This window comes from Pseudoxanthomonas sangjuensis (assembly GCF_010211755.1).
Lineage (GTDB): Bacteria > Pseudomonadota > Gammaproteobacteria > Xanthomonadales > Xanthomonadaceae > Pseudoxanthomonas_A > Pseudoxanthomonas_A sangjuensis.
The window spans coordinates 22,856-37,361 of the sequence record NZ_PDWR01000020.1; the positions used below are offsets into that span (position 1 = coordinate 22,856).

General features: G+C 68.1%; 15 protein-coding genes. 6 read left to right on the forward strand and 9 right to left on the reverse strand.

Features of this window, described 5'->3' with window-relative positions; genetic code table 11:
- Nucleotides 1-33 precede the first annotated feature (33 nt).
- Genes CSC71_RS11110 through CSC71_RS11120 form a run of 3 tightly spaced genes read right to left on the reverse strand, consistent with a single transcriptional unit; the run spans nt 34 to nt 4,881 of the window.
- Nucleotides 34-2,451, reverse strand: coding sequence for a TonB-dependent receptor (locus CSC71_RS11110; RefSeq protein ID WP_162374446.1), 2,418 nt, complete (start codon nt 2,449-2,451; stop codon nt 34-36).
- A 56-nt stretch (nt 2,452-2,507) separates the two neighbouring features.
- Entirely contained in the window at nt 2,508-3,662 is a 1,155-nt protein-coding gene (locus CSC71_RS11115; protein ID WP_246192171.1) for an SO2930 family diheme c-type cytochrome, read from the reverse strand.
- Between the two features lie 7 nt (nt 3,663-3,669).
- Entirely contained in the window at nt 3,670-4,881 is a 1,212-nt protein-coding gene (locus CSC71_RS11120; protein ID WP_162374447.1) for a parallel beta-helix domain-containing protein, read from the reverse strand.
- A 144-nt stretch (nt 4,882-5,025) separates the two neighbouring features.
- On the opposite strand from CSC71_RS11120, the gene CSC71_RS11125 reads away from it, so the two are divergent.
- The gene (locus CSC71_RS11125; protein WP_162374448.1) at nt 5,026-6,078 is read left to right on the forward strand and encodes an AraC family transcriptional regulator; all 1,053 of its coding nucleotides are present in this window, start codon (nt 5,026-5,028) and stop codon (nt 6,076-6,078) included.
- A gap of 9 nt (nt 6,079-6,087) precedes the next feature.
- Here the strand turns inward: CSC71_RS11125 and CSC71_RS11130 are convergent, their stop codons facing one another.
- From CSC71_RS11130 to CSC71_RS11155, 6 genes are all read right to left on the reverse strand, one after another.
- The gene (locus CSC71_RS11130) at nt 6,088-6,471 is read right to left on the reverse strand and encodes a RidA family protein (protein WP_162374449.1); all 384 of its coding nucleotides are present in this window, start codon (nt 6,469-6,471) and stop codon (nt 6,088-6,090) included.
- Between the two features lie 69 nt (nt 6,472-6,540).
- On the reverse strand, nt 6,541-6,849 hold the full coding sequence (locus CSC71_RS11135) for a hypothetical protein (RefSeq protein WP_162374450.1): 309 nt from the start codon (nt 6,847-6,849) through the stop codon (nt 6,541-6,543).
- Between the two features lie 29 nt (nt 6,850-6,878).
- Nucleotides 6,879-9,050, reverse strand: a complete 2,172-nt coding sequence (locus tag CSC71_RS11140; RefSeq protein ID WP_162374451.1) for a RelA/SpoT family protein — start codon at nt 9,048-9,050, stop codon at nt 6,879-6,881.
- A 149-nt stretch (nt 9,051-9,199) separates the two neighbouring features.
- Nucleotides 9,200-9,499, reverse strand: coding sequence for a DNA-directed RNA polymerase subunit omega (gene rpoZ / locus CSC71_RS11145; RefSeq protein WP_162374452.1), 300 nt, complete (start codon nt 9,497-9,499; stop codon nt 9,200-9,202).
- Between the two features lie 127 nt (nt 9,500-9,626).
- Complete coding sequence (gmk, locus tag CSC71_RS11150; protein ID WP_162374453.1) at nt 9,627-10,241, reverse strand: guanylate kinase; 615 nt, start codon at nt 10,239-10,241, stop codon at nt 9,627-9,629.
- Between the two features lie 89 nt (nt 10,242-10,330).
- Nucleotides 10,331-11,191: a YicC/YloC family endoribonuclease gene (locus tag CSC71_RS11155; protein WP_162374454.1), complete on the reverse strand. Its 861-nt coding sequence runs from the start codon at nt 11,189-11,191 to the stop codon at nt 10,331-10,333.
- A gap of 64 nt (nt 11,192-11,255) precedes the next feature.
- Between CSC71_RS11155 and rph the strand changes: the two genes are divergently transcribed.
- Genes rph through hemW form a run of 5 tightly spaced genes read left to right on the forward strand, consistent with a single transcriptional unit; the run spans nt 11,256 to nt 14,455 of the window.
- Nucleotides 11,256-11,987: a ribonuclease PH gene (gene rph / locus CSC71_RS11160; protein WP_162374455.1), complete on the forward strand. Its 732-nt coding sequence runs from the start codon at nt 11,256-11,258 to the stop codon at nt 11,985-11,987.
- Nucleotides 11,984-12,373: a VOC family protein gene (locus CSC71_RS11165; protein WP_162374456.1), complete on the forward strand. Its 390-nt coding sequence runs from the start codon at nt 11,984-11,986 to the stop codon at nt 12,371-12,373. The genes rph and CSC71_RS11165 overlap by 4 nt, the downstream gene beginning before the upstream one ends.
- A gap of 11 nt (nt 12,374-12,384) precedes the next feature.
- Nucleotides 12,385-12,978: an RdgB/HAM1 family non-canonical purine NTP pyrophosphatase gene (gene rdgB, locus CSC71_RS11170; protein ID WP_162374457.1), complete on the forward strand. Its 594-nt coding sequence runs from the start codon at nt 12,385-12,387 to the stop codon at nt 12,976-12,978.
- A gap of 5 nt (nt 12,979-12,983) precedes the next feature.
- The gene (locus tag CSC71_RS11175) at nt 12,984-13,283 is read left to right on the forward strand and encodes a putative quinol monooxygenase (RefSeq protein ID WP_162374458.1); all 300 of its coding nucleotides are present in this window, start codon (nt 12,984-12,986) and stop codon (nt 13,281-13,283) included.
- Nucleotides 13,284-13,288: 5 nt separating this feature from the next.
- Nucleotides 13,289-14,455, forward strand: coding sequence for a radical SAM family heme chaperone HemW (gene hemW, locus CSC71_RS11180; protein WP_162374459.1), 1,167 nt, complete (start codon nt 13,289-13,291; stop codon nt 14,453-14,455).
- Nucleotides 14,456-14,506: the final 51 nt, after the last annotated feature.

Genomic DNA, 14,506 nt, shown 5'->3' on the forward strand with positions numbered 1-14,506 from the left:
CGCGCGCCAGTCGGGTTTCCCCTCGCTCCGCCGTCAGAACTGGTATTGCAGCTCCATCCCGTAGTAGCGCGGCTCGCTGATGCTGGCGCCGGTGGTGCCGATCACCGTGGTCCCATACGTGTGCAAACCGGTCACGTAGCGGTTGTCGAACAGGTTGTTCGCATAGGCCGCCACGCTCCACCGGTCGGCGGGCGAACGCCAGCGCAGGTACAGGTCGGTACGGTTCTGCTCCTCGCCGATGGTGAAGTTGGCGTAACGGCCGCAGTTGCCCTGGCTGGACGAAGCCGAATTGCACCGCCCGCCGCCGCGATAGGAATGGCGCAGCGAGAACAGCAGGTCGCCGCGTTCGGCCAGCGGCACCGTGTAACCGATGCCGGCGGCGAACGACCACATCGCCTCGCCGGTCGGTTCGCCGCTCAGGTCGTAGCCATCCGGGGTGACGAAGTCCTTGTAGGTGGAGTCGATCCACTCGGTGGCGAAGTCGATGCCGAGGTTGTCGCTGGGCCGCCAGCGCACGGTGAAATCCAGGCCCCACGCGGTCAGGTCGCCGGTGCTGATGACGTAACGCGGGATGTCGGTCGAGGTGTCGAGGCGGATCGCCTGGCGGTTGTCGTAGACGTAATGGAACGCCGAGGCCTCGTATTGCACGCGCAGGCCGCGCAGGTCGCGCTTGATGCCGGTCTCGAAATTCCACACCTCCTCGTTGTCGAAGCTGGCGCCCGGCGAGAACGCGTTGTAGCCGCCGGCCTTGTAGCCCTTGGCCAGCGAGGCGAACAGCATGGTGTCGTCGGAGGGGTGGTAGTCGACGACGAAGCGCGGGCTCCAGTCGCTCCAGGCGTCGCTGGCGCGATTGGTCACGCCCTTGTTCGCGTAGGAGACCGGATCGGAGAACGCGAGGTCGAGCCCGGCGATGTCGGCGGCGGTCAGGCCCGCGGCGGCCAGGATCCCCAGGTCCTCCAAGACCTGGATCTGCGCCTGCAGCTCCGGCGCCTGGTGGAAGCCGTTGAGCCAGCTGAAGTCCTTCTGGTCGCGCGTGTAGCGCAGGCCGAAGGTGAGGTTCAACCGGTCGGTGGCGTGCCAGATGACGTCGCCGAAGGCGGCGTATGCCGTGCTGTCCGCGGTGTTCCGGTAAGCCTCGCGCCACGGATGGCCGAACAGGTCGACGGGCACCCCGTACATGTCGGCCACGGACTGCAGCAGGCTGAAGATCGGCATGCCCAGCGCCGCGCCGGCGGCGGTGTCCACGCTGTCGCTGTACAGGTCCACCACGCTGGCCTGTTCCGCCTTCTCCTTGAACCAGCTCGCGCCCGCCACCCAGTCCAGCCGGTCGGTGGCGCCGCTGAACTTGAATTCCTGGTACCAGGTCGTGTTGTCTTCGATGTTGATGGTGTCGATGTACAGGTAGCGCCGGTTGGTGCCGTCCTCTTCGGCGCGGTTGTACGTATCGAACGTGCGCCATGCGGTGGTCGCGGTCAGGTGGCCCCATTCGAAGGCGTGGTCCAGGATCAGCGTCGCGCCATCGAACTTGCGGGTTTCGTTGTTGTCCCCGACGTCGGTATAGGCGGGATGGCCGATGGGGTCCTCGTACAGGCCGGCATCGGCCGGGACCATCGGCAACGCCGGCAGGTCCGGCAACGCGACGATGCCGATGCTCGGCCGCGAGCGCGCGTCCAGGTCCTCGTGGTCCCAGCTGACCAGCGCCTGGGTGTTGTCGCCGATGTTCCAGCGGAACGCCGCGCGCGTGGCCCAGTTTTCGCCATCGTTGAGCGCTTCCCCGGTCGCGGCGTCGTCCAGCCAGCCGTCCGTGCCGCTGTACAACGCATTGATGCGGAACGCGGCGGTTTCGCCAGCCGGCAGGTTCAGCATGCCGTCGAAATACTGCTTGCCGTAGTTGCCGGCACGCAGCCGGGCGCGGCCCTCGAGATGGTCGCTCGGCCGCTTGGTGACGATGGACACCGCGCCGGCCGCGGTGTTGCGCCCGAACAGCGTGCCCTGCGGCCCCTTCAGCACTTCGATGCGCTCGACGTCGAGGAACGGCAGCACGGTGCCGCCGCCGCGGCCGGCATAGACGCCGTCGACGTACACGCCGACGGTGGGGTCGGTGCCGATGCCGAAATCGCCCGTGCTCAACCCGCGCAGCTTGAAGCCGGCCTGGGTCGGCTGGCCGTCGGAAACCTCCAGGCCGGGAACGAAACTGTCGAGGTCGCCGATGTTCTCGGCCACGGTTTCGCGGACGACGTCCTCGCCGATCACCTGCAGCGCGATCGGCACGTCCTTGAGTTCCTGCTCGCGGCTCTGCGCGGTCACCACGATGCGATCCAGCTCCACCGCCTCGCCATCCGCCGCCGGCGCTTCCTGTGCCCACGCCATGCCGGCGGACGCAGCCATCGCGCACGTGCCCAGCAGGGCCCGGCGCACTCCCACCACCAGCTCCCGTTGCATCAATCCCATGATCCCCTCCCGTCGAACTTGCCAGGCGGCTCAGGCCGCGGTTCTCCCACGAATTCCTACAAGTCGCATTTCCCCTGCTGCGCATCGATCCACGCCCGGATCAGCGCCACGCCTTCGCGATGCGTAACCGAACGGCCCAGTTCCGGCATCATCATCCCCGGGTCGTCGCTTTCCATACGGAACACCAGCACCGAGCCATCGGCGTCGCCGGGCAGGATGTCGTACAGGCGGTCGCCCGTGCCCTTGCCCGCGGCGACCGGCTGCTTGCAGAAGCCGTTGTGCAGGCGATCGCGGGTGTGCGCGTCCAGCCACATGCCGGAAGTGATCGCCGCACCGGTCGGGCTGTGGCAGTGCCCGCAGTTGATGTCGAGGTAGGCGCGTGCGCGCGCATCGAGCGAGGCGTGCGCGTCGTCGAGCCAGTCGGCGTTGCGCGGCGCCTGCGCCGGATCGGCGGGAGCGCCGGAGAGATAGCCGGCCCTGGCCAGCCGCACGAGCTGGTTTTCCGCGCCGCCGGCATAATCGAAGTCGCGGTTGAGGTGCCGCGCCTTCGGCCCGATCGGCTGCAGCGCGCGGCTGCGGTTCTCCGGCATGTGGCAACTGCCGCACTGGTTCTGGTCGGGCACGACGTAGGTGAAGGCCTCGCGCGCGCCGTCCGCGCCGACCAGCTCCAGGTCCTCCATCGCACCGGTGCGGGTCAGCACCGCCTCGGTCTGCGCATCGTTCCACACGTAGGGCAGCGCCACCCATCCGCCTTCCCGCCGCACCAGCAGGCGGGTTTCGACCAGACGTATCTTCGACAGGTCCAGCGTTTCCCCTTCCAGCACGCTGTCGGCCGGCGAAGTGCGCGCGACGGATTTCCCGTCCCACGCCGTTCCCCATGGCAACGGGTAGTAGAAAGTCTTGCTGATGATGGTGCCGACCGGGAAATCGAACGCGCCCTGCGCGTCGTAGCGCGCGGACTTCCCCTGCGGCATCCAGATGGTGCGCAGCTTGTGCGCATAGTCGGTGAACAGCGGGGTATTGAGGTCGTACGGCACCACGCCTTCGTTCAGCGACAGGCGGCCGTCCCGCACCTTCAGCACGCTCCATTCGCTCAACGCCGCCGGCTGGCCCTCGGCGAAGAAATGCACGCCGGCCGGCTTGCACGCCGGCAACGACAGGACCAGGGCCAGCGCGACGCCGAAGCGCGAAATCGATTTCCTCGACAGCACGGCCGGCTCAACCCCGCTTCAGGTCGACCGCCGACAGCGGCGGCAGTTCGCAATCGAACGGCTTGAGGTCCTTCTTCGGGTGCTTGTAGCCCCCGGGACCGTCGGCGTCGATGATGCCGTTGACGCCGCGCAGGCAGATCTGCGGACCGCCGGCGAGCTTGTCGTTGCGATAACCGTCCCACAGCACGTCGGGGAAGCGCCCGCGCAGGCCGTAAACGGCCAGCTTCAGCGCCTTCAGGTCGAGGCCGTCCGGCGAGTCGCCGCCACCCGAGACCTTGTTGTCGTGCACGTAGATCCGCTCCGGGTAGGGATCGAACTGCGCGTTCATGCTCTGGTCCTTGTACCCGGTGGAATACACGCTGGAGATGATGAAGTTGGCGGTGGCGTTGTCGGCCACCTCGTTGCCGAAAATCTCGATGTCGTCGTTGGAATTGATCACGATGCCGGAACCGGCCGGCACGCTGGACACCGGCGTGCCCTTGGCGCCGAAGTTCTCGTGGTTGTTGGCGACGACCTTGTTGTCGAACACCCGCACGTTGCCGCCCTGCTGCGAAAGCGCCGGCATGTTGAACACGAGGATGCCGCCGGTGTTGCCCGTGGCGACGTTGCCGTACACGTCGGCGTTGCGGCTGTTCTCAATTTCGATGCCGGCCACGTTCCGCTCGGCGCGGCTGTTGCGCACGATGATGCCGTCGGACTGGCCGACGTAGATGCCGGCGTCGGAGGCGCCGATCGCCACCGCATTCTCGATCAGCACGTTCTTCGTCAGCACCGGATACAGGCCGTAGGCGCCGTTCTCGGTGCTGGGCCCGCCCGTCCATTGCACCTTGACGTTGCGGATGGTGATGTTCTGCGATTCGCTGATCTTCAGCCCGTCGCCCTTCGAGTCCTCGATGGTCAGGTCCTCGATGGCGAAATCGTCGCCGTTGACCAGCAAGCCCTCGGCGCCGGCCTTCTGCCCCTTGAAGCTGAGCACGCTCTTGTCCATGCCGGCGCCGCGGATGGTGACGCCGCTGGCGCGCAGGACCAGGCCGCGGTCGACGGAGAACTTGCCTTCCGGTATCTCGATCACGTCGCCCGGCTTGGCGTCCAGCAGTTTCTGCAGCAGGCCGGCGACCACGTCGGCGCCGCCTTCCGTCGTCGCGGCCGCGGGAGCCGGTTGCTTGCCGCAGCCGGCGCAGGCCAGGACCAGCAGAGCGATGGGTGTGCGCAAACGCATGCATTCCTCCTGTTGGCGGTTCGACGCCCCGCGCGAAGCGCGCGCGGCGTGGAGCCATGCCGAAGTCTGGTGCGCCTGCAGCATGGCAGGAGAGGGCGGCAGTGGCATATTAAGGGGGGCAAAACGGACAAAGGCGGAATCTGGATGCTGCAACGCTGTACCGCGACAGGCGATGCGCGCTGGTCGGTGGCCAACCTGCCGACCAACATCCTGTGCCATCTGGTGCAGCTGGCGCGCGAGCAACGCACCGACCCCGCGCCGTGGTTCCGCGGCCTGCGCCTGGAGCCGGAGGAAATCAGCGATCCGCACACCCGCGTGTCCTATCGGCAGGCATTCGAATTCATCGCCCGCGCGCAACGGGCGCTGGGCCGGCCCGATCTGGGCCTGGTCGTGGGCCGCCGGCAGAACCTCGGCAATTTCGGCCTGCTCGGACTGGCGATGAAGACGGCATCCGGCTTCAGCGAAGCGATCGCGCTGGGCATGACCTTCCAGCGCACCACCGGCGCGCTGCTCGACCTGGACATCGATGCCGGCCGCGACGGCGAAATCGCGATGCGGGCGCACCTGCCCGTGCCCGCGCCGGAGCTATTGCCGTTCCTGTGCGAGGAAATGTTCGCCAGTTGCCTGATGGTCGCGCGCGACCTGGCCGGCTCCTGCTTCGCGCCGCTGCGGGTGGAATTGGCCTACCCGGCCCCCGCCTACGCCGACGAATACGTCGCATCGTTCGGTTGCGAGGTCCGCTTCGACCAGCCGCGCAATGCGCTGGTGGTGGACGATGCGCTGATGTCGCTGACTTTCCCGACCTACAACCCGGTCACCGCGCGCCAGGTGCAGGAGCTTTGCCACAGGCAGCTGATGCTGGACATGCAGGAGCAGAGCGAAGTCGCCGCGGCGGTGGAGCGCTACCTGCGCCGGCACCTGGCCGAGAACCCGACCCTGTCCAGGGTCGCCAGCAGCATGCACCTGAGCGAACGCACGCTGCGTCGCCACCTGGCCGCCGACGGCGCCACCTTCAGCGCCCTGCACGACAGCATCCGCACCGAATGCGCGATGGAACTCCTGCGCGATCCGCGACTGAGCATCGCCCATGTCGGCAGCCACATCGGCTTCAACGACGCACGCGAATTCCGTCGCGCGTTCAAGCGCTGGACCGGGCAAACTCCGAGCGAAGTACGCGCCGACGCCGACCCGGCGTGATGCCGGCCGTCAGTCGAGCACCATGGTCGCTTCGACTTCGAAGCCGACACCCTTCGGCAGCGCGGCGACCTGCACGGTGGAACGCGCCGGGTACGGCGCCTTGAAGTACTCCTGCATCACCGCGTTGACCGCGGCGAATTCGGACAGGTCGGTCAGGAACAGGCCGACGCGGACGATCCTGTCCAGCGAGCCGCCGGCGGCCTCGGCCACCGCCTTGAGGTTGTCGAACGCGCGGCGCGCCTGCGCCTCGATGCCGCCTTCGACGACGTTGCCGGTCGCGGGGTCCAGCGGGATCTGCCCGGAGAAATAGACGGTGTTGCCGACCTTCACGGCCTGCGAGTACGGGCCGATGGCGGCGGGGGCGTTGCTGGTGTTGATGATCTGCTTGGTCATGGCGGTTCCGATTGTCGGCGATTGCGACGAATTATAGGGCGGGTCCGCCTCGACTCGTGACCCCATTAGTCAATTGACCGAGTCGAGAGCCTCAGCAACCAGCCAAATCGTCAAACCGGAAATCACGAAACTCAGCGGCAACAATGCCCTTACCACCATCACGAGAGTTCTCGCCTTCTCACCAGTGGCCACCTGCAATCGACTCGAGTACAGGTTATTCAGCATGCTGGAGATATCCCTCCCCGAGAAACTTTTCGGACGGCCAATTTCGTCCCAATAGACGGGCGCATACCTCTGCAGCGCAGACATCAATAGATAAAACGATGTCAGGTAAACAGCATTCAACACTGCTGTAAGCAGGATAAGAAATCCGATCATTTATGCCCCCGGCTCGAGTGCATCGGCTATCACTGCCGCCGCACGCCCTGCACCACGCTCAACCGCCGCAGCCGCCGCATGATCTCGGCCAGGTGGTTGCGGTCGCGCACCTGGATCTGGAAGCGCAGCACCGCGGCGTTGTAGTCGCGCTCCAGGTATTCGACGCGGTCGATGTTCGATTGCCCCTGCGCCATCGCCGCCGCGACCTGCGCCAGCACGCCGGTGCGGTTCTCCACGTCGACCAGCAGCGACGCGTCGAAATCGCCGGTCACCTTCGAATCCCAGCCGATGGGCACCCAGCGTTCCGGCGACTTGCGGAACTCGACCACGTTCGGGCAATCCATCCGGTGCACCACGATGCCCTTGCCGGCGGTGTGGTAACCCATGATCTCGTCGCCCGGGATCGGCTGGCAGCAATTGGCGAAGCTGACCACGCCGCGCTCGCTGCCGGTGATCAGGATCTTCTCCTGCACGTGCTTCGAATGCCCGCCCCCGCGCAGTTCCGCGAACGCGGTCAGCGCCTGCGCCGCCTGCATCGGCATCCAGTTGCCCAACGCCACGTCGGCGAGGAAGGCCTCCAGGCGCGGATAGCGGTGTTCGGCGAGGAAGGCTTCGAGGCGTTGCTGCGGCAGGCGCTCCAGCGAGCTGTCGAGCTGCTCCAGCGCGTTGTCGAGCATGCGGTGCCCCAGCTGCACCGCGTCCTCGTGCTCCAGCTGCTTGAGCTGGTGGCGGATCGCGGTGCGCGCCTTGCTGGTGACCACGAATTCCAGCCACTGCGGTTTCGGCGCCGCCGACTTCGCGGTGATGATCTCGACGGTCTGGCCGCTGGCCAGCCTGGTGCGCAGCGGCACCAGCTTGCGGTCCACGCGCGAAGCCACCGCCTGGTTGCCGACGTCGGTGTGCACCGCATAGGCGAAGTCGAGCGCGGTGGAATTGCGCGGCAACGACAGGATCTTGCCCTTCGGCGTGAACAGGTAGACCTCGTCCGGGAACAGGTCGACCTTGACGTTGTCGAGGAACTCCAGCGACGAGCCGGCGGCGCGCTGGCTCTCGATCAGGTCGACGATCCACGCGTGCGCGCGGCTCTGCGCGCTGTTCGGCGCCTCGTTGCCGAACTTATAGCTCCAGTGCGCGGCGACGCCGCGTTCGGCGACCAGGTCCATCTCCTCGGTGCGGATCTGCACCTCGATCGGCGAGCCGTACGGGCCGAACAGCACCGTGTGCAGCGACTGGTAGCCATTGGCCTTCGGGATCGCGATGAAGTCGCGGAAGCGCCCGTCCAGCGGCTTGTACTGCGCGTGCACCGCGCCCAGCGCGTGGTAGCACTCCGGCACCGTCTTCACCACCACGCGGAAGCCGAACACGTCCATCACCTGGTCGAAGCTTTTGCCCTCCGCGCGCATCTTGTTGTAGATGCTCCACGGCGTCTTCACCCGGCTGACCAGGCGGTGCTTGATGCCTTCCTTGTGCAGCCGCTTCGACAGGAGCCCCTCGATCTGGTCCATCGACTCGCGGCGCATCACCGGCTGGCTGCGGATGTGCTTGTCGATCACCGCGTGCCGCCACGGGTACATCGCGCGGAAGCTCAGGTCCTGCAGTTCCGACTTGACCAGGCTCATGCCCAGGCGCTGGGCGATCGGCGCGTAGATGTCCAGCGTCTCGCGGGCGATGCGCTTGCGCGCCTCGGGGCCCTGCGCGCCGAGCGTGCGCATGTTGTGCAGGCGGTCGGCCAGCTTGATCATGATCACGCGCAGGTCGCGCGACATCGCCAGCAGCATCTTGCGGAAGCTCTCCGCCGCCGCCTCCTGGCGGTCGCGGAACTTCAGCTTGTCCAGCTTGGTGACGCCGTCGACCAGCTCCGCGACCGACTCGCCGAATTCGGCGGCGATGCCGTCGCGGGTCAGCGGCGTGTCCTCGATGGTGTCGTGCAGGATCGCCGCGATCAGGGTTTCGGCGTCCATGCGCAGCTCGGCCAGCACCCCGGCCACCGCCACCGGATGGGTGATGTACGGCTCGCCCGACTTGCGCACCTGCCCCTCGTGCGCGGCGGCGCCCACTTCCCAGGCGCGGCGCAGCAGCGGCAGCTGGTCCTTGGGCAGGTAGGACGCCAGCTGTTCGAACTTGAGCACGTAATCCGGCGCCTCGTCCGCCGGGGACGAGACGCGGCTGCGCACCGTCTTGACGGGATTGCCGGGGTTCATCCCCGAAGAGTATTCCTGCCGCCTGGATCCGGCAAATTCGGCCGCTGAATGCAGGCGAAAGGCCGGATCGATGCCGCATTGCCGGCGCCCGAAAACGAACGGCCCGCACATGGCGGGCCGTTGCAGGAGGCTTGGCAGCGGGCTGGAACTCAGTCGTCGCCCTTCGACAGGTCGTCGTCGGCCACCACTTCGGCGGCGGCCCATTCCAGCGCCTCGCGTTCCTTGCGCTCGCGCTCGGCCTTCTCGACCCGGTCGATCAATTCGTTGTCGATGCTGCGCGCGGCGATCTCGCGCAGCGCCAGCACGGTCGGCTTGTCGGCGTCTTCGCTGTTGTCGATGGTCGATTCCACGCCGTTGGCCAGCTGGCGGGCGCGCTTGGCGGCCATCATGACCAGCTCGAAACGGTTGTCGACGACTTCCAGGCAATCTTCTACGGTGATGCGGGCCATGCGGGCTCCCGGCGGCCGGCCGGCCGCGCGAACGAAATGGGGAAAGGGGCCGGGATTCTAGGGGAAGCCGCCCTTCCTTGCAAGCATTTCCTTGAAAATCAGCCGGTTAGGCTGGATTCCGGCGCCATCAGCCGCCCAGCAGGGTCGAAATCAGTGCCCCGTGCCGGGCCTGTTGGGCCTCGCGGCGCAGGCGGCTGGCGACGAAGATCGCGCACATCTCGTCCACCGCGGTCGCGAACACCTCGTTGACGATCACGTAGTCGAACTCGGCGTAGTGGCTCATCTCCTCGCGCGCGGCGGCGAGCCGGCGCCGGATGGTTTCCTCGCTGTCCTGGCCGCGCTTGCGCATGCGCTCCTCCAGCGCCGCGCGCGACGGCGGCAGGATGAACACGCTGACCGCGTCCGGCACCTTGGCCTTGACCTGCTGCGCGCCCTGCCAGTCGATTTCCAGCAGCACGTCCTTGCCGGCGGCCAGCTGCGGCTCGACCGACTGCTTCGCCGTGCCCTTCCAGTCGCCATGCACCCGCGCATGCTCGAAGAAATCGCCGGCATCGATCATGCGCTGGAACTCTTCCGCGCTGACGAAGTGGTAGTGCTGCGCGTGGCGCTCGCCCGGGCGCGGCGCGCGCGAGGTGAACGAGATCGACAGGGCGATCTGCGGGTCGCGCGCCAGCACCGCGTTGACGATGCTCGACTTGCCGGCGCCGGACGGCGCCGCGACGATGTACAGGGTTCCGCGCATAAGTCAGGAACGAGCGCGGGGAAGCGAGGAGCGGGCGGTGGCAACCGCGATGGCCGGGGTTTTTCTCACTTCTCGCTCCTCTCTGCTCTTCACTCGATATTCTGCGCCTGCTCGCGGATCTGGTCGATCAGCACCTTCAGCTCGACCGCGATGTTGGTGGTACGCACGTCGACCGACTTGGAGCCGAAGGTGTTGGCCTCGCGGTTGAACTCCTGCAGCAGGAAGTCGAGGCGGCGGCCGACCGGCTCGCGCTGGCCGAGCACGCGGCGGATCTCCTTGACGTGGCTGTCGAGGCGGTCGAGCTCCTCGTCCACGTCCAGCTTCTGCAGCCACAGCACCAGTTCCTGCTCCAGCCGGCCCGGATCGGCCGGCTGCGACAGTTCGGCCAGCCGCGTTTCCAGCTTCTGCCGCTGGCCGGCGCGGATCAGCGGGATCAGCGCGCGCGCCTCGGCCGAACGCGCGGCGATCGCATCGACGCGCTCGCCGATCACCGCGGCGAGCTTGCCCCCCTCGCGTTCGCGGGCGGCGACGAACTGGTCGAGCAGCGCGTCGAGCAGGGCCATCGCCTCGGCCTGCAACGCCGCCGCGTCGATCGCGGTGTTCTGCAGCACGCCGGGGAACTGCAGCAGTTCGGTCAGCTCGGTGCGCAGCTTCGGGAAGCGCGCGTCCAGGTCCAGCGCCAGTTCCGACAGCTGCGCGACCACGGACGGGTTCAACTGCAATGCACCAGCGCCTTCCGGCGCGCGCAGGCGCATCGCGAAGTCCAGCTTGCCGCGGCTGATCCGCGCGGCGATCCGCTCGCGCAGCGCCGGTTCCAGCGCGCGCAATTCGTCCGGCAGGCGCAGCCCCAGCTCGAGGAAGCGGTGGTTGACCGCGCGCAGTTCGCCGACCAGCGTGCCGCCCGCGGTGGCGCGCTCGACGGTGGCGTAGGCGGTCATGCTGCGAATCATGGGAACGGCCGGTCCGAAAGAGCGCGAATGGTAACCTATGCCGCCCTTTGCCACGGATTTCCGCATGAACTTCGCCCGCCCCAGCGGCCGCGCGCCCGACCAGCTCCGCCCGGTCGCGATCCAGCGCGGCTACACCCGTCACGCCGAGGGCTCGGTGCTGGTGAGTTTCGGCGACACCCGCGTGCTGTGCACCGCCAGCGTCGAGAACAAGGCGCCGGCGTTCCTGCGCGGCAAGGGCGAGGGTTGGGTGACCGCCGAGTACGGCATGCTGCCGCGCGCGACCCACACCCGCGGCGACCGCGAGGCGGCGCGCGGCAAGCAGGGCGGCCGCACCCTGGAGATCCAGCGCCTGATCGGACGCTCGCTGCGCGCCTGCGTCGACCGCGCGGCGCTGGGCGAGCGCACCATCACCCTCGACTGCGACGTGCTGCAGGCCGACGGCGGCACCCGCACCGCGGCGATCACCGGCGCCTACGTGGCGCTGGTCGACGCGGTGAACTGGCTGAAACGGCAGGGCGAGATAAAGAAGGACCCGATCCTCGGCGCGGTCGCCGGGGTCTCGGTCGGCGTCTACCGCGGCGTGCCGGTGCTCGACCTGGACTACGCCGAGGACAGCGACTGCGACACCGACATGAACCTGGTGATGAACGACGGCGGCGGCTTCATCGAACTGCAGGGCACCGCCGAAGGCCATGCCTTCCGCCGCGACGAGCTCGATGCGCTGCTGGCGCTGGGCGAGAAGGGCATCGGCGAACTGTTCGCCGCGCAGCAGGCCGCGCTGGCGGGAGAGCGGTGAAGCGGCGCATCGCCCTCGTCGCCCTGGTCGTGGACGACTACGACCGCGCCATCGCCCACTACACCGGCGACCTGGGTTTCGAACTGCTCGAGGACAGCGACCTCGGCGGCGGCAAGCGCTGGGTGCGCGTCGCCCCGCGCGGCGCCGAAACCGCGCTGCTGCTGGCCCGCGCCGACGGCGACGCGCAGCGCGCGCGGATTGGCGATCAGGCCGGCGGCCGCGTGGCGTTCTTCCTGCATACCGACGACTTCCGGCGCGACTACGCGGCGATGCGCGGACGCGGCGTCGAATTCCTCGAGGCCCCGCGCGAGGAAGGCTACGGCATCGTCGCCGTGTTCCGCGACCGCTACGGCAACAAGTGGGACCTGCTGGAACCGAAGGCATGAATCCGGCGCCGATGAAACTCGTCCTTGCCTCTTCCAACCGCGGCAAACTGGAGGAATTGCGCCACCTGCTCGCCGACGCCGGCGTCGAACTGGTCGCGCAATCGGACCTCGGCGTGGGCGACGCCGACGAATCCGCGGCGACCTTCGTCGAGAACGCGTTGCTGAAGGCGCGCCATGCCTCGGCGCTGACCGGCCTGCCGGCGCTGGCCGACGACTCCGGGCTGTGCGTCGATGCGCTCGGCGGCGCGCCCGGGCTGCATTCGGCGCGCTACAGCGGCGCGCACGGCGACGCCGACGCCAACATCGACAAGTTGCTGCACGAACTGCGCGACGTGGCCGACGAGGATCGCGCCGCGCACTTCTACTGCGTGCTGGTGCTGGTGCGCCACGCCAACGACCCGCAGCCGCTGATCGCCGAGGGCGAATGGCGCGGGCGCATCCTGCGCGAACGCCGCGGCACCGGCGGCCACGGCTACGACCCGGTGTTCCTCGATGTCGAACGCGGCCGGTCGGCGGCGGAAATGCCGGCGGAGCTGAAGAACGCGCTGAGCCACCGCGGCAAGGCGCTGGCGGAATTGCGGCGCCGGTTCGTCGCCCGGGGCTGATGCGCATGTTCGTCGCGGTCTGGGAATTCGAAGTGCGGGAAGAATGCATTGCCGAGTTCGTCGCGCTGTACGGCGGCGACGGCGAATGGGCGGCGCTGTTCCGCAAACACGCCGGTTACCTCGATACCGAATTGCTGCGGGATGCCGGCAACCCGACCCGGTTCCTCACCATCGACCGTTGGACCTCGCAGGCCGCCTACGACGACTTCCTCGCCTCGGCGAAGCCGGACTACGCCGCCATCGACGCGCTGGGCGAAGCATTCACCGTGTCCGAACGCCTGGTCGGCCGTTTCGCCACGGCCTGAGCACGATGCTGATCCCGCCGCCCCTGTCGCTGTACGTGCACATGCCGTGGTGCGTGCGCAAATGCCCGTACTGCGACTTCAACTCGCACCAGGGCAAGGGCGAGCTGCCGTTCGACGACTACGTCGACGCGCTGCTGCGCGACCTCGACTTCGACCTGCCGCTGGTCTGGGGCCGTACCGTGCAGACGGTGTTCTTCGGCGGCGGCACGCCGAGCCTGTTCCCGCCGGACAGGATCGACCGCTTCCTGCAGCAGGCCAGCAGCCGGCTGCGCTTCGCGCCGGGTTGCGAGATCACGCTGGAAACCAACCCCGGCACGGCCGAGCACGGCAGGTTCGGGGAATACCGCAAGGCCGGCGTCAACCGCATCAGCTTCGGCATCCAGAGCTTCGACGACGGTTGCCTGCAACGGCTCGGCCGCATCCACGACGGCCGCGAGGCCGAAGCCGCGGTGAAGCTGGCGCAGGACGCCGGCCTGGACAACCTCAACCTCGACCTGATGTACGCACTGCCGCAGCAGACGCCGGAAATGGCGGAGCACGACCTGCAACGCGCCTTCGCCCTGCAACCCGCGCACGTCTCGCACTACCAGCTGACGCTGGAGCCGAACACGGTGTTCTTCGCCCGGCCGCCGCAGGGCATTCCCGACGACGACACGGCCTGGGACATGCAGGAACGCTGCCAGGCGCTGCTCGACGGCGCCGGTTACGCGCAGTACGAAACCAGCGCCTACGCCCGGCCCGGCCGGCAATGCGCGCACAACCTGAACTACTGGCGCTTCGGCGACTACCTGGGCATCGGCGCCGGCGCGCACGGCAAGATCACCCTGGGCAGCGAGCAGGCGATCCTGCGCCGCTGGAAGCTGAAGCACCCCACCGCCTACCTCGCCGCGGCCGGCACCGCGCAGGCCATCGGCGGCGACGAGCGCATCGAGCCGGCGCGACGGCCGTTCGAGTTCATGCTGAATGCGCTGCGCCTGCGCGAAGGCTTCGCCGTGGCCGGTTTCGAGGCCGCGACCGGGCTGACCGGGGCGGAAATCGCCGATGGGCTGGGCCGGGCCGTCCGCAATGGCTGGCTGGAGCGCGTCGACACGCCGTCCGGCGAACGCTTCGTCCCGACCGAGCTGGGCCGGCGCTTCGCCAACGACATCATCACGCTGTTTCTGGAAGGCTAAGCCCCGATGCCGTCTCGACCGGCGGCCCCTCCGGGAATGTGATACATATGT

What these genes read in the sequence shown, in the direction of transcription:
- CSC71_RS11140 (WP_162374451.1), bottom strand. Translation starts at nt 9,050, where the DNA reads ATGAACCCCGGCAATCCCGTCAAGACGGTGCGCAGCCGCGTCTCGTCC.
- CSC71_RS11110 (WP_162374446.1), bottom strand. Translation starts at nt 2,451, where the DNA reads ATGGGATTGATGCAACGGGAGCTGGTGGTGGGAGTGCGCCGGGCCCTG.
- CSC71_RS11135 (WP_162374450.1), bottom strand. Translation starts at nt 6,849, where the DNA reads ATGATCGGATTTCTTATCCTGCTTACAGCAGTGTTGAATGCTGTTTAC.
- rpoZ (WP_162374452.1), bottom strand. Translation starts at nt 9,499, where the DNA reads ATGGCCCGCATCACCGTAGAAGATTGCCTGGAAGTCGTCGACAACCGT.
- CSC71_RS11175 (WP_162374458.1), top strand. Translation starts at nt 12,984, where the DNA reads ATGTTCGTCGCGGTCTGGGAATTCGAAGTGCGGGAAGAATGCATTGCC.
- CSC71_RS11120 (WP_162374447.1), bottom strand. Translation starts at nt 4,881, where the DNA reads ATGCGTTTGCGCACACCCATCGCTCTGCTGGTCCTGGCCTGCGCCGGC.
- rph (WP_162374455.1), top strand. Translation starts at nt 11,256, where the DNA reads ATGAACTTCGCCCGCCCCAGCGGCCGCGCGCCCGACCAGCTCCGCCCG.
- CSC71_RS11155 (WP_162374454.1), bottom strand. Translation starts at nt 11,191, where the DNA reads ATGATTCGCAGCATGACCGCCTACGCCACCGTCGAGCGCGCCACCGCG.
- rdgB (WP_162374457.1), top strand. Translation starts at nt 12,385, where the DNA reads ATGAAACTCGTCCTTGCCTCTTCCAACCGCGGCAAACTGGAGGAATTG.
- CSC71_RS11125 (WP_162374448.1), top strand. Translation starts at nt 5,026, where the DNA reads ATGCTGCAACGCTGTACCGCGACAGGCGATGCGCGCTGGTCGGTGGCC.
- CSC71_RS11130 (WP_162374449.1), bottom strand. Translation starts at nt 6,471, where the DNA reads ATGACCAAGCAGATCATCAACACCAGCAACGCCCCCGCCGCCATCGGC.
- hemW (WP_162374459.1), top strand. Translation starts at nt 13,289, where the DNA reads ATGCTGATCCCGCCGCCCCTGTCGCTGTACGTGCACATGCCGTGGTGC.
- gmk (WP_162374453.1), bottom strand. Translation starts at nt 10,241, where the DNA reads ATGCGCGGAACCCTGTACATCGTCGCGGCGCCGTCCGGCGCCGGCAAG.